Origin of the sequence: Actinomadura sp. NAK00032, assembly GCF_013364275.1 — a bacterium.
Lineage (GTDB): Bacteria > Actinomycetota > Actinomycetes > Streptosporangiales > Streptosporangiaceae > Spirillospora.
Map to the genome: position 1 here is coordinate 1645886 of NZ_CP054932.1, position 13953 is coordinate 1659838.

11 protein-coding genes and 1 tRNA gene are annotated in these 13953 nt (G+C 72.3%); 3 read left to right on the top strand and 9 right to left on the bottom strand.

Annotated features, from left to right (window positions below):
* Positions 1-138: 138 nt before the first annotated feature.
* Both HUT06_RS07725 and HUT06_RS07730 read right to left on the bottom strand, forming a co-directional pair.
* Positions 139-2949, bottom strand: a complete 2811-nt coding sequence (locus HUT06_RS07725; RefSeq protein ID WP_176195083.1) for an AAA family ATPase — start codon at positions 2947-2949, stop codon at positions 139-141.
* A 168-nt stretch (positions 2950-3117) separates the two neighbouring features.
* Positions 3118-3375 (bottom strand): helix-turn-helix transcriptional regulator, encoded by a 258-nt coding sequence (locus HUT06_RS07730; protein WP_176195084.1) that lies wholly within the window; start codon positions 3373-3375, stop codon positions 3118-3120.
* 240 nt (positions 3376-3615) lie between these two features.
* Here HUT06_RS07730 and HUT06_RS07735 point away from each other — a divergent pair, with 240 nt between their 5' ends.
* The gene (locus HUT06_RS07735; protein WP_176195085.1) at positions 3616-3942 is read left to right on the top strand and encodes a hypothetical protein; all 327 of its coding nucleotides are present in this window, start codon (positions 3616-3618) and stop codon (positions 3940-3942) included.
* Positions 3943-5090: 1148 nt separating this feature from the next.
* Here the strand turns inward: HUT06_RS07735 and HUT06_RS07740 are convergent.
* Positions 5091-5166 (bottom strand) — tRNA-Arg (locus tag HUT06_RS07740).
* A 132-nt stretch (positions 5167-5298) separates the two neighbouring features.
* Between HUT06_RS07740 and HUT06_RS07745 the strand changes: the two genes are divergently transcribed.
* Together HUT06_RS07745 and HUT06_RS07750 are read left to right on the top strand one after the other, a co-directional pair.
* A complete protein-coding gene (locus HUT06_RS07745; protein WP_176195086.1) occupies positions 5299-5748 on the top strand; it encodes a hypothetical protein in 450 nt (149 codons plus the stop codon).
* 82 nt (positions 5749-5830) lie between these two features.
* On the top strand, positions 5831-6865 hold the full coding sequence (locus HUT06_RS07750) for a D-alanyl-D-alanine carboxypeptidase family protein (RefSeq protein WP_176195087.1): 1035 nt from the start codon (positions 5831-5833) through the stop codon (positions 6863-6865).
* Positions 6866-6932: 67 nt separating this feature from the next.
* On the opposite strand, the gene HUT06_RS07755 is transcribed toward HUT06_RS07750, so the two are convergent.
* The 6 genes from HUT06_RS07755 to HUT06_RS07780 all read right to left on the bottom strand — a co-directional run bounded on the left by HUT06_RS07755 (position 6933) and on the right by HUT06_RS07780 (position 13664).
* Positions 6933-7346: an MscL family protein gene (locus HUT06_RS07755; RefSeq protein ID WP_176195088.1), complete on the bottom strand. Its 414-nt coding sequence runs from the start codon at positions 7344-7346 to the stop codon at positions 6933-6935.
* A 230-nt stretch (positions 7347-7576) separates the two neighbouring features.
* Positions 7577-8188 carry an SAF domain-containing protein gene (locus tag HUT06_RS07760; RefSeq protein ID WP_176195089.1) on the bottom strand — a complete coding sequence of 204 codons (612 nt, stop codon included), beginning with the start codon at positions 8186-8188 and terminating at the stop codon, positions 7577-7579.
* The gene (locus HUT06_RS07765; RefSeq protein WP_176195090.1) at positions 8185-9006 is read right to left on the bottom strand and encodes an S-methyl-5'-thioadenosine phosphorylase; all 822 of its coding nucleotides are present in this window, start codon (positions 9004-9006) and stop codon (positions 8185-8187) included. Before HUT06_RS07765 ends, HUT06_RS07760 begins: the two co-directional genes overlap by 4 nt.
* Before the next feature lie 100 nt (positions 9007-9106).
* Entirely contained in the window at positions 9107-11233 is a 2127-nt protein-coding gene (locus HUT06_RS07770; protein ID WP_176195091.1) for an MMPL family transporter, read from the bottom strand.
* Positions 11234-11603: 370 nt separating this feature from the next.
* On the bottom strand, positions 11604-11981 hold the full coding sequence (locus tag HUT06_RS07775; RefSeq protein ID WP_176195092.1) for an FmdB family zinc ribbon protein: 378 nt from the start codon (positions 11979-11981) through the stop codon (positions 11604-11606).
* A gap of 198 nt (positions 11982-12179) precedes the next feature.
* A complete protein-coding gene (locus HUT06_RS07780; protein WP_176195093.1) occupies positions 12180-13664 on the bottom strand; it encodes a potassium/proton antiporter in 1485 nt (494 codons plus the stop codon).
* Positions 13665-13953: the final 289 nt, after the last annotated feature.

A 13953-nucleotide genomic window follows, 5' to 3' on the forward strand; every position in this document is an offset into this window, starting at 1 on the left:
TGTCATCTAATGCAACATCTCATTATCCAATGCAATATGCCGAAAAACGCGCAACGCCACCCGAAACGCGCATCAACCGTTAAGCGCGGCAGGGGGAAGGGTGGCGCGGGCAGGACGCCGGGCTACGCGGCTACGCGGCTACGCGGCCTCGCGGGCCAGGACGAGGCGGGCCAGGTCGACCCGGGAGTTGATGCCCCACTTGGTGTAGACGTTCCGCAGGTGGGTGTTGACCGTGTGGCGCGACAGGAACAGCTGCTCGGCCACCTGCCGGTTCGTGGCGCCCTGCGCGACGAGCCGGGCCACGGTGACCTCCGCCGCCGTCAGCCCCCACTGCCCGTCCCTCGCGCCGTCCCGGGTCCGGGGTGCCCGGCGCACGCCGAGTTGGCGCAGCCGCCGCCGGACGCGGGCGGCGTCACGCGCGGCGCCCGACTCCTCGTACAGGTCGAGCGCGGTGTTCAGGAGGTCCCGTGCGGCGGGGTCGCCGGCCGCGCCGAGGACGCGGCCCGCGTCCTCGGCCGCCGAGGCGCGCACCAGCGGGCGCTCGGCGTCCTCGAACAGCTTGACCGCGTGCAGCAGCAGGTCGGGATCGTCGTCCACGAGGCCGCGCGCCTGGGCCGCGACGCCGCACAGCAGCGGGAACGCGGGATCGAGGTCGGCGGCGCGCTCGGCGGCGGCGGCCGCGAGGCCCGGCCGGCCGGCGCCCAGCGCGAGGCGCGCGAGCACGACGAGGTCGGCGGGGTCGGGCGGGGCGCCGGGCGACCGGTGCGGCGCGTCCGCGCCGCCCCAGGCGGGTTCGAGCAGCTCGGCGACGCGGGCGGTGTCGCCCAGGGCGTCCGCCGCCAGCGCGGCCAGCCAGGCGCCGGTGCGCCGCACCGCGGGCGCCTCGGCGTCCATCATCCGCGCGCCGTCGGCGGCGCAGCGGCGGACGCCCTCCCGGTCCCCGAGCGTCACGGACGCGCGGCCGAGCGCGTACCGGGCCGCGGTGTCGGCGAAGTCGCCCGCGACCGGGCCGTCCGCCGCCGCCAGGGCGGCGCCGGCCTCGGTGCGCGCGTCGCCGAGCCGGCCCGCGTCGAACAGGATCCGCGCGCGGCTCATCGACCACAGGACCGCCGCGGCCGCGCGCCCGGTCCGCCGGGCCGCGCGGACGCCCGCATCGGCCTCCCGCAGCGCCGCACCCGTCTGCCCGGACGCGGTGAGAGCGAACGCCCGCCCGCAGACCTCGGGCGTCCACTGCGGTGCCGGCGTGTTCGAGCCGGCGGCGGAGGCCCGGTCCTGGAGATCGAGGGCGAGACGCGGCTCCAGCCGGGACAACGCGTCCCAGGCGTCCGCCGCCAGAGCCTCGTCAACGCCGGTCGCGTCGGTCGTGCCGGTCGGCCTGAGGTCACCCGACTGGGAGAGATAGAGCGCCTCGGCGGCCGACAGCCGGGCGCGCAGCGCCTCCGGCAGCTCCGGCAGCGAGAGCCCGATCCGGCACTGGCGGACCGCCTCGGCGGACGAGGAAGGGCTCACCAGCAGCGCCACCGCCAACCGCAGCCGCGCCTCGGCCTCCGGGGCGAGGCAGCCGTCGAGCGCGGTATCGGCCAGTGCGCGGGCCTCGGTATACCGGCCGTCCGCGCCGAGCAGTTCCACCGTCTCACGGACGATCTCGGCGGTGTCCGGGCCGATCGGCTCCGCCAGCTCCAGCGCCCTGCGGCTCAGCGCCGCCGCCCGCGAGGGCGCGGAAGCGGCCAGGTCCGCGGCGGCCTCGCGCAGCAGGGCGACGGCCCGGCGGTCGCCCGGTGCCGCGGCCTCCGCGAGCGCGGCGGCGACGTCCACCGCAGTGCCGCCCCGAGCCAGGCGGACGTCGACCGCCTCGCGCCGCAGGTAGCGGCGCAGCGCAGCGGAGAGCGTCTCGGAGACCGCCTGCCGCACCAGGTCGTGGCGGAAACCCAGCACAGTCCCCGTCAGACGGAGGAAACCGGCGCGGACGGCCTCGTCCGCCAGCTCCGCCGCCTCGTCCGCCGGAACCCCGATGAGGTCGCCCAGTTCCCCGGTCGTGAAGGGCCGGTCGAGCACCGACGCGACCCGCAGGCCCTCCCGCGCGTCCGGCGGCAGTTGGTCGAGCCGCCCCCGCACCATGGCGTGGACCCGGCGCGGGATCGTCGCACCGTCCGCTGAGGCGATCCCGTCCCTGACCGTGACGAGCCCCTCCTCCCGCAGGCCGCGGAGCAGCTCGACGACCAGCCGCGGCGTGCCCTGCGCACTCCGCACGGCTCGCATCACGGCCTCACCGGGCTCGGCACCGAGCACATCGGCCGCCAGCGCGATGACGGCGCGGTCGGGCAGGGAACCGAGGACGATCCGATGCCCGGCGCTCTCCCGGATCAGGTCCAGCGCTCCTGAGGCGTCCACTGGTGCCGGGCCCACGGCCGCGACCCACAGGATCGGGGCGTCCGCCAGGCCGTCCATGAGCATCGCCAGCGCCTCCTGCGTCGCCGGATCGCACCACTGCACGTCGTCGAGGCAGATCACCAGCGGCTGCCGCGCCGCGCTTCGCGCCAGCCCGCTCCGCACCTCCCGCAACGTCCACGAGCGCAGCTCGGCCGGGTCGGCGGCCTGCGGGGCCGTGGCACTGATCAGCGGCGCCGGCCCTGTGCACAGTGCTTCGAGCAGCGGTCCGAGGGGGACGGGCAGTCCGCTGAACGCGCCGGCGCCGTGCCGGCAGGACAGGCCGGCCGCGAGGGCGCGCGTCCGGACCTCCGCGAGCAGCCGCGTCCGCCCCGAGCCCGGCGGACCCTCGACCAGCACCGCCCCGCCCTCCCCGCCGGCCAGCGCGGCGAGCCGGTCGCGCAGCAGTCCCAGCTCGGCGCCGCGGCCGCGGACGGGGAGATCACCGATCGTTCCGGACGGCGAGACGGGAACGCGCCCCAGACCGCCGTTCCGCCTCCGAATCACCTGCTGGACCGCCATGACCCCTCCGTTCAGCATGCCGGTGGACACCGTTCGCCGACATAACAACTGTGTGCGGACACGCGGTGCGGTCGCATCAGGGAGAGCCTGGGCAGTCTCCCTGGGGAGACCCGGGCCATCTCCACGGGGCCACGGGACTCCCGCCTCGGCGGGGGGCGGTACTCCGCGTCACTCCACCGGACGGCGCGCGGTCCGTGCGGAGGGCGGCTTGATCAGGTCGTCCATCGTGCAGTCGAGGATGTCCAGCAGCGCCATCAGCGTGCGGAGGTTCAGCCGCTCCGGCTTGTCGACCACGAGCCGGTACACCTGGCTCGCCGACAGCTCGACGCCGCGAGCGGCCAGCAGCGGGCGCAGTTCCGTCGTGGAGAACATGCCGCGCTCCGCCATGACCTCGCGGAGACGCCACCCATAGTCCAGGTCGGCCATGCAGCGAGCTTCCTTCTCCTCTGCCCCGAACGGTGCGTGATTTACGACCGGATATCTGCGCATGAAGACAGGTTCCCCGGGCCCGTGCCCGATTCGCATCCGTGACCCCCTAGGGCACTCACCCCCGGGACCCCGGGCATCGACCAGTGCCCCCGCCCCCGCGTCGATCCCGGCCGAACTGTCACAGCCTCACGGGCCGCCTGGTCGTACCCGGCAAGACCGAGAAAGGAGGGGCCCGCCATGAGGATCGTGGTGGTCGGCGGCACCGTCCTGCTGGGGACGAATCTCACAGAGGACGGCCGCGAGGCACTGCCTCCAACCGCCGACATGCTGACAGAGGACGCCGGCGTGGTGATCGAAGTGCCGGACTCTCCGTCCGCCGAGAACGCGGCAGCACTGGAACTGTTCGCGCGCACCCCACCTGCGGACGGCGCACTGTCCCAGCTGATGGACGAGCCCCAGGCGACCACACCCGCCCACAGGGCCGCCGACATCGCCGCTCCGGACCAATTCGGAATGGGCGCCTTCTACCGCACCGCCCTAGCCGCCCAAGCGGACTGGGTCTGACCCGGCCGCAACCGGATCCGAAGGCGGCCGTCGGCGCGCTGCGGAAGGCATCGACCTGGGGCTGCCCCCACCTGGCGAATGGGGGGGCGGCCGCAGTGATTCCCCGTGCCGGGGACGATGTACTCCGAAGCGTGATCATTCCTCGCATCGGCATCGCGATGGGCACCGCCGTGGTCGCGGCGACGCGGATCGCGGGCGCCGGGATCGCGGGCCCGGCCGGGACCGCTACCGCTGCCCCGGCACCAGGACACCGCGACCAGCCGTCCGACATGTCGCGATATCTGGGCCAGCGGCTCTCGTGGGGGCGTGTCCGGAGGACGCCACCGACCTGGTCGAGGCGGGCGCGCACTGCGCGCAGGTGAGCGTCCCACTCGACTACGCGAAGCCGGACGGCGCGTCCATCAGGCTGGCGGTCTCCCGGATCCCGGCCAAGGACGGCGCGCACCGGCGCGGCATCCTGCTGTCCAATCCGGGCGGACATCCGCTCGCACGGCGTCTTTGGACGCGGCCTGGACGGTCTCACGGCCGTCCCGTGCGCGGACCGCGCCGTCAACACCTACCCGCGAACCGGCACCCTCCCCACGCGCGACCTCACCTGCCCGCGATGAAAGCCGGCCCCCCGTCCACACCGGGGATGCCCGAGCCGAAGCCACAGCGACCATGCAGCACCGCTCCTCGGGCCGTCCGGCTCCGGCAGGGGGGTGTTCCTCAAGTCGCTCATCGGTCTGCTCAGAGGACGATGGATCGTCGGCCTGACGCCCAGGTGCGAGGTGGAACCACGAGTGGGCAGCGGCCTGGGACCGGGGCGCGAGCGTAGTCGGCGCCACGGCCGATTCGGATGGCGACGCGTGCCGCATAGGGGACGCCGGTGCAGCGGCTGCGAGCGAAGGGCCCCACGCCAGGAGCGGTGTGAGGCCGCGCTGTTTCCACCCGAAGAGGGAGGCGAGAGCCGAGCGGCGTACTCCGATGCGCTCAACGGCGAGAAATCCGCAGCCCGGCCCGGCAGAGGCCCGTAAGTCAACTAACGGACCCCCTGGGACCGCATTGGGACCGACGAGCCGCGAACGGCCGCACAGGATCGGGCACACCACACACGACAGGCAGCCCCCGACGTTCGCGCTGGTCAGGGCCTTGCTCCGAAGGGACGATGGCGCCCCCGGCAGGATTCGAACCTGCGACACCCGCTTTAGGAGAGCGGTGCTCTATCCCCTGAGCTACGGAGGCATGTCGTCGCTCGCGCTAGAGCGTAGCGGACGGCACGTACAGGGTAGGGGAAAGGGCCCGGTGAACGCTTCTTCTTATGGGTGGCCCGAGACTCTAGGCCGGGCTTGGCCCCGGTCGGTACGCTTCGGTGCCGTGACGGGACGGCATCGCGGTCAGCCGAAGCTCAAGGGCGCCGAGGACGAGGTGGAAGAGCGCGGTGCGTCGCGGAGCAGACAGATCGCGGTGATCGCCGGCGCGTTCCTGGTGCCCGTGCTCGTGGCGTCCGTGATCGCGGTCGGGATGCGGGACGAGCCCGTCCGGGAGCGGCCCGAGACGGCGGGGACGCCGGCGCGGAACACGGCGCCGGCCACGCCGGAGACCGAGCCGACGTACGGCGAGTACGTGCCGCCCGAGTCGGAGCCGCAGATCGCGACCAAGGTGCCGAAACGGGCGCCCGCGCCGGTGACGAAGCCGCGGAGGACCGCGGCTCCGGCGCCGTCGCCGTCCCCGACGAGGCGGGTGCGGCGGCCGTGCCCGGCGGGCTGGGACGATGTCTGGTGGATGCGCCGGTGGTGCGAGCGCCACGGTTACGGTGACCGCTGAACCGGTTACGCACAGGTCATCGTAGAACCTGTAGTAGCGTTCTGCCGCTGTTCCGCAACTGGGCATCTGGAGGAAAACCACCGTGCCGTACACCCGGTCGGCGGCGCTGACCGCGGTCTTCCTGGTGATGGCGGTGCTGTCACCGCACGGCGCCGCCGCCGCGGGCCGGGCCGACTCGCTGGAGTCGCTGCGGCGCGAGGCGTCGAAGGCCCGCGACGAGCTGGAGAAGGCCACCGATCAGATGAAGGGCCGGCAGAAGGACCTCGCCGCCTCGCAGGTGAAGCTGCGCGGCACGCTGAAGGACCTCGCCGTGGCCGAGGCCGACCTGAACCGGATCCGGGAGCCGCTGGCCCGGCTGGCGAACACGTCCTACCAGCAGAGCGGCGCGGCCGGGTCCATGTCGATCTTCGGCGGCGGCGACCCGGGCCAGGCGCTGCGCTCGACGGCGGACGTGACGCTGCTCGCCCGGTCGCAGCAGGCGCTCGTGGACCGTGCCGACGACCTGCAGAAGCGGCGCCGGCAGCTCGCCTCCACCGCGCAGGACCTGCAGTCGCGCAACGCGGTCGAGCAGACCCGCCTCCAGCAGGAGGTGGACGGGCTGAAGAGCAAGTCGGCGCAGCTGACGAAGCAGCTCAACGACATGCTCGACAAGCTCGCGGTCAGCCGGCAGAAGCGGCTGGAGCTCGGCTGCGACAAGACCCTCGCCGCGGACGCGAAGAAGTTCCCGAACGGCCTGATCCCGGCGAAGTACCTGTGCGCGCTGCCGCAGAAGGGCGACCACAAGCTGCGTGCCGACGCGGCCCTCTCCTTCTACAAACTCAACACCGCGTACAAGCGTCGCTTCGGCCGCGACATGTGCGTGACGGACGCGTACCGGAGCCTGGCCGAGCAGCACTCCGTCTACGCCCGCCGGCCCGGCTTCGCCGCCGTCCCCGGCACGAGCAACCACGGCAAGGGCCAGGCCCTCGACCTGTGCGGCGGCATCCAGAACTCGGGCTCCCTCCAGTTCAACTGGATGGAGTCCCACGCCGGAAGGTACGGCTGGATCCACCCGGCATGGGCCTACAGCAACCCGTTCGAGCCCTGGCACTGGGAGTTCGGAACCGAGAACGAGTGACCGGCCCCGCCTCCAGGCGCGGAGCCCCCTCTGCCGGGGCTCCTCACCAGGAGGCGGGACGGGGGGCCTAGTAGGGGACTTCGGTGGCGGGAACGATCTCCGAGGTGCAGTAGCGGCACCGGCTGGCCTTCATCGGGATCTCGCTGAGGCACTGCGGGCACTCGCGCTCGGTGGCCTCCTTGCCGCGGTCCATCCGCTCGATCAGCTTCGTCGTCGGCAGGACGACCAGGAAGTAGACGATCGCCGCGGTGATGGCGAACGCGATCGCCGAGGTGACGAAGACCCCGTAGGGGAACGTCGTGCCGTCGATGGTGACGGCCAGCCGGGTGTAGTCGGGCTTCCCGCCGATGAGGGCGATCAGCGGGGTGATGAACGAGTTCGCGAAGTCCTTCACGAGGCCCGCGAACGCCGCGCCGACGACGAAGGCGACCGCGAGGTCGACCAGGTTGCCGCGGAAGAGGAACTTCTTGAATCCGCTCATGAGGACTCCTGGGGGTAGCGGGGAACGCCCAAAGCACATCAAGGGCGCTGGAACGGCTACGGATGGTATTGAACACTCCCCGCTTAGCCAAGTTGACCTCAGGTAACGCCCGCCCCGCCCCTCGCGGCGAACCCACCCAGCACCACTTGGGATCTGTCGGTTGCTCGGTGGTCGGGCTGTTGGTGGCGTTCTGGATATGGTCGCGCGTGGTGGAACGTTGCTTGTGGGGGTTAGGGACTGGTGATGGTCAGGGAGAGGTAAGGGCCTGCGGTCGCCAGTGCTAGGGCTTGGGGTCTGCTGGTTGCTAGGACGACCAGTGCTCCTTCGGCAGTTTCGGTTGGTGGTGGGGCTGTGATTACCGGGACGTCCGAGACCACGGTCTTGGCCGTGCTCCATCGGGCGTCCGGTGGTTGCTCGGCGGGGGTGGGGGACTCAGGGGGCGGGTGGGTGAGGACGTCTATGTGGTCACCGGGGTGGAGGAGGCGGACGGCGTCGGGGTCGGTTATGCGGACCGGGGCCGCCACCGTGCCTGGGCCGTAGCCGTGGAGGAGGGCGTCGCCCAGGACACGGGCGTCCGTTAACGGTTCGCCTTGGCGCATGGGGCCGGCGAGAGTGCGGCCGGTGGCGGCCGTGCGGAGGGCGCCGGACGGGACGGCGGACGGCGGGAGGGCGACGGGGCGGACGTCGGAGGCGGTCAGGGTCGTGCCCGCGGGGAGGTCGCGGGCGGCGGCGAGGACGCGGACGGACGGGGGAGGCCCGGGCCGCAGCGCGAGGAGGGCGAGGCCCGCGGCGGCCGCGGCGAACAGCGCCGCCAGCGGCCGCCGCAGGCGGGCATGCCTCATGGGAGGTCCAGGGGGAGCTCCATGCCGTCCAGGACGCCGGGGCACGGGCAGGTGCGTTCGGCGGGCAGCGCCTTGACCGCGTCGGCGACGAGGGTGCGCAGGCGGTCGATGTTCTGGCCGAAGACGCGGAGCACCTCCTGCATGGTGACGCCCTCGCCTTCCTCGATGCCGGCGTCGAGGTCGGTCACGAGGCAGAGGGAGGTGTAGCAGAGCGCCAGCTCGCGGGCGAGGACGGCCTCCGGGTGGCCGGTCATCCCGATGAGCGTCCAGCCCTGGGCGGCGAACCACTGGGACTCGGCGCGGGTGGAGAACCGGGGCCCCTCGATGACGACGAGCGTGCCGCGGTCGACCGGCTCCCAGCCGGTGGCGCGGGCCGATTCGAGGGCGGTGCGGCGGCCGGTGGGGCAGTACGGGTCGGAGAACGACACGTGGATCGCGCCGCCGGCGTCGTAGTAGGTCTGCTCGCGCCCGGACGTCCGGTCGGCGAGCTGGTCGGGGACGGCGAGCGTGCCGGGCCCGTACCGCGGCGTGAGGGACCCGACCGCGCAGGGCGCGAGGACCTGCCGCACGCCGAGGGAGCGCAGCGCCCACAGGTTGGCCTGGTAGGGGATCCGGTGCGGCGGGAACCGGTGGTCGCGGCCGTGCCGGGGGACGAAGGCGACGCGGCGGCCGCCCAGCTCGCCGACCGCGATGGGGTCGCTCGGCGGGCCGTAGGGGGTGTCGACCCGCACCTCTTCGATGTCGTCGAGGAACGAGTAGAAGCCCGAGCCGCCGATGACCCCGATCTCGGCGGTGGGCTGGGAACCGGAAGTGGACATGGCGCCGACACTAGCCACCCGGCCACCGGGCGCGGCAGGTCGTCCGCCGATTGTGGATAACCGGGGGAGAGGGCACGCGCGCCCTCTCCCCCGGGGACCGTCAGCCGACCGGGTCCAGGACCTTGGGCTCGGCGGCCGGCTCCTCGCGGGCGAGCCGTCCCGGCGTCCAGATCCGGCGGCCGATGTCGTGCGCCAGGGCCGGGAGCAGCAGGGACCGGACGATGAGCGTGTCGAGCAGCACGCCGAACGCGACCACGAAGCCCATCTCCACCATGCTGACCAGCGGCAGCGTGACCATGGCCGCGAACGTGGCCGCCAGCACCAGCCCGGCCGAGGTGATCACGCCGCCGGTGACGGTGAGGCCGCGCTGGATGCCACGGCGCGTGCCGAGGGTCTGCGACTCCTCCCGCACCCGGTGCATCAGGAAGATGTTGTAGTCGACCCCCAGCGCGACCAGGAAGATGAACGCCAGCAGCGGGAACCCGGCGTCGGCGCCCTCGAAGCCGAAGCCGTGCTCGAAGATCAGCGCGCAGGCGCCGAGCGAGGCCAGGAACGACAGCACGACGGTGCCGATCATCAGCAGCGGCGCGACGACCGCGCGCAGCAGCGCGATGAGGATCAGGAACACCACGGCCAGCACGATCGGGATGATCACCTTGTTGTCGCGGGTGGAGGCACGCTTGATGTCGAGCGACGTCGCGGTCGTGCCGCCGACCTTCGCGTCCGCGGACGGGACGCCGTGCACGGCGGTGCGCAGCCGGTCGATGGTCGCCCTCGCGGCCTGGCTGTCGGCCGGGTCCTTCAGCACCGCCTCGTACTTGACCAGGCCGTTCACGGTCGCCGGCGAGGAGACCTCGGCGATGCCGGACGTCCCGCGCAGGGTCTGGGCCAGCTGGCCGGACGCCGACGCCCGGCCGATGACGACGGCGGGGGAGCCCGATCCCGCCGGGAAGTGCTGGGCGACGACCTTCGAGCCCTTCACGGAGTCGGGGGTTCCGGTGAATTGGCCGGCGTCGGTCAGGCCGTCCGCCTTGAGCGAGCCAAGTCCCAGCGTGAGGACGATCAGGCCGAGCATGGTGGCGGCCCAGAGCGCGCGCGGGCGCCTGCCGACGAAGGCCGCTATACGGCTCCACACGTTGTGCTCTGCCTCGTACGCCTCCGGCTTGAGGTACTTGGCGTCGTACCGGGGCACGAGCGGCCAGAACAGCCACCGGCCGAAGATGACCAGGAGGGCGGGCAGCAGCGTGGTCATGGCCGCCAGGGCGGTGAGCACGCCGGCGGCGGCGACGGGGCCCATGCCGGCGGTGGAGTTCATGTCGGCGAGCAGAAGGCACAGCAGGCCGACCGCGACGGTGGCGGCGGAGGCGATGATGGCGGGCGCCGCACGGTGCAGCGCGTAGGCCATGGCCTCGTGCCGGTCCTCATGGCGGTGTAGCTCTTCCCGGTAGCGGGCCACGAGCAGCAGGGCGTAGTCGGTCGCGACACCGAAGACGAGCACCGTCAGGATGCCCGCGCTCTGCCCGTTGACGGTGAGGTCGCCGTACTTGGCGAGCAGGTACACCGACGACTGGGCGAGCCCCAGGGCGAAGACGGCGCTGAGTACCGGGACGATCCACAGCAGAGGGCTGCGGTAGATGAACAGCAGCAGGACGATGACGACCAGGCCCGCTGCCATGAGCAGGAAGCCGTCGAGGCTGTTGAAGACCTTGAACATGTCGGCGCCGCTGCCGGCGGGCCCGGTGACGTGGGCGGTCAGCCCGGGAGGCCCGCGCTTGGCGATGTCGCGCGCGTCGTCGACGGCGGCGGTGATGTCGACGTCCGTGAGGGGCACCAGCGTCTGCAGGGCCTTGCCGTCCTTGGACGGGAACGGCCCCGCCACCTTCTGGGCGCCGGGGAGCTTCTGCAGCGCGCTCACGTCCGCGGCGGCCTTGGCGCGGTCCGCCGCGGTGATCCCGCCGGACCGCTCGTAGACGATGACGGCGGGCATCGTCTCGTCCTTGCGGAACTGCTCCTCCAGTTCGACGACCTGCGTCGACTCGGCGCCGGCGGGCAGCCAGGCGGCCGCGTCGTTCTCCTCGACGTCGCCGAGCTTGCCGGCGAGCGGGCCGAGGGCCATCAGCAGGACGATCCACAGGGCCAGCACGGCCCATTTGGTACGCCGTCCGGCGATCAGTCCGGCCAGTCGGTGGGACGGGGGTCTGGGGGGAGCCGGGCTCGGTGCGCTCATGTTCCTCTCCTGAGGGCCGTGAAAGACGAGATATGTCGCATTGACTCAGAGTCTCTCGCTCCCCGAGAGATGTCAAGTAATATCTCGAAATCCCCGAGGATGGTGCGGCGGGAACGGAACGCGGATCGGGCCGAGCGGGCCGAGCAGGCCAGGCGGCGCCGGAGCGCCGAAGCGGGCCGTTCCCCACTCTCAATCGTCGCGAGCGGGGATGCCGTGCGCGTCCGGCGCGAGAAGGGAACCCGGCTACCCCACCTGGGGCATGAAAAGGGCGCCGGCTACGTCTTGAGATGTAGCCGGCGCCCGGGAACGCCGACGGCCCGGCGGATCCGCAGGGGTTCCGCCGGGTCGGACGTGAAGGGGTCCTAGGAGGTCAGGCGACCTTTTCGGACGACGAGGACTTGCTGGACGACGAGGAGTCGCCGCCGGACGACGACGAGCCGGAGGACGACGAGGACGACCCCGCCGAGCCCGCCGAACCGGAGTCGCCCGAAGAGCCGTTGGACGAACCGCCCGACGAGCCGTTGGACGAGGCGCCCGACGACGAGCCCGCGGTCGAGGACGACTTGCCGGAGCCGCGGCTGTCGGTGCGGTAGAAGCCCGACCCCTTGAAGATGATCCCCGCCGCGGAGAAGACCTTGCGGAGCTTGCCGCTGCACGCCGGGCATTCGGTCAGCGCGTTGTCGCTGAACTTCTGCACGACCTCCAGCGGCTCGCCGCACTCGGTGCAAACGTACTGATACGTCGGCACGGTTCCTCCTAGCTGACTCAGCCCGGCGGAGTCCGGACTGGCACTCACTCTGAACGACTGCTAATGGTACCCATGCGTGGAACAGGATTCGCCCCCGGCCTGTTCCCGGCCGGGTCACAAAACCGTCCCCCGGCGCCTCGTCCCCCAGACCTGCGGGTTCGTCCCAAGACGGCCGCGGCCCGTGCACGGGCCGGCCGGTCAGGTGCCGGTCTCGCCGAACCAGCCCGCCAGCTTGCCCTTGCGGCTGACCGCGCGCAGCCGCCGCTCCGCCGTCTCGCGCACGGAGTCGGTGGTCACGACCAGGAGCGTGTCACCGGACTGCAAGGGCGTGGTGGGTTCGGGGACGAAGCTCGACCCTTCACGCACGATGAGGGTGACGGACGCGCCCGGCGGCAGCCGCAGCTCGAAGATCTCCACGCCGCTCAGCATCGAGTCGGCCGGGATCCGGACCTCCAGCAGGTCGGCGTGCAGTTCCTCCAGCGGCGCCGCCTCCACGTCCAGTTCGCGGGTCTGCTCGTCGCTGGACAGCCGGCACCAGCGCGCGACGAGCGGCAGCGTCGGCCCCTGGAGCAGGGTGAACAGGACGACGATGTTGAAGACGATCGCGAACAGTCGATCGGCGTTCGGGATGTCGGCGACCATCGGGATGGTCGCGAGGACGATCGGCACGGCGCCGCGCAGCCCGGCCCAGGAGGTGAAGACCTTCTCGCCCCAGGTCAGCTTGAACCCGATCGTGGACAGCACGACCGATACCGGACGGGCGACCAGCAGCAGCACGAACCCGACGATCAGCGCGGGCACGATCTGGCCGGGGAGGTCGCCGGGGTCGGCCAGCAGCCCGAGCATCACGAACAGCCCGATCTGGGCGAGCCATCCGACGCCCTCCGCGAAGCCTCGGGTGGCGGGACGGTGCGGGAGCCGGGAGTTCCCGAGCACCACCGCGCTCACGTAGACGGCGAGGAACCCGCTCGCGTGCAGCAGCGACGCCATGCCGTAGGAGCCGACGGCCAGCGACAGCACCGCGATGGGGTAGAGGCCGGACGCGGGCAGCGCGATGCGGCGCAGCCCCTGCGCGCCGAGCCAGCCGATGGCGATGCCGATGACGGCGCCCGCGACCAGTTCGTAGACCATCACGCCGAGCAGTTCGGCCAGGTTGGGGGCGGCGCTGTGGGCGCTCAGCGTGACCACGATGATGACGACGGGGGCGTCGTTGAAGCCGGACTCGCCCTCCAGCAGGCCCATCAGCCGGGAGGGCAGGGGCAATCGGCGCAGCACGGAGAACACGGCCGCGGCGTCGGTCGGCGCGAGCACGGCGCCGAGCAGGAACGCCGGGCGCCAGTCCATGCCGATGAGCCAGATGGCGGCGGCCGCCACGATGCCGATGCTGATCAGGGTGCCGATGATGGACACGCTGACCGCGGCGGGCACCGACGGCCGCATGCGCCGCCAGTCGGTGGTGATGCCGCCTTCCGCGAGGATCAGGACCAGGGCGGCGAGCCCGAGCGTCTCGGCGAGTTCGGCGTCGTCGAAGTGGATGTGGAGGGGACCGGACTCGCCGATGAAGAGGCCGAGGGCCATGTACGCCAGCAGGGTCGGGAGTCCCGCCTTGTGGGACAGCCTGACCGCGATGATGGCGCAGAGTACGAGCGCGGCCCCGAGGAGTAGCCAGATGTCGAGATGCACATCCCGCCCTTCGGGGTCGTCAAAGTTGAACGTTTAGCAATCCTACAGATTCAACGGTCGATCGCGCATTTCCTGTTGAGCATCGGCATGTCGGAAACGGCGGCAATCGCTGTATGGCCTGCGGTTTTACCCTGAACGCGATGTTTCGCACGTCCCGCCCCGGGCCCCCGCCCCGGACGTCCCCCCTTCGGTCGCGCTCCCGGAGGTTCGCGCTCCCGGAGGTTCGCGCTCCCGGAGGTTCGCGCTCCCGGAGGTTCCCGCTCCTGGACGTCGCGACCTCGCTCTGGGC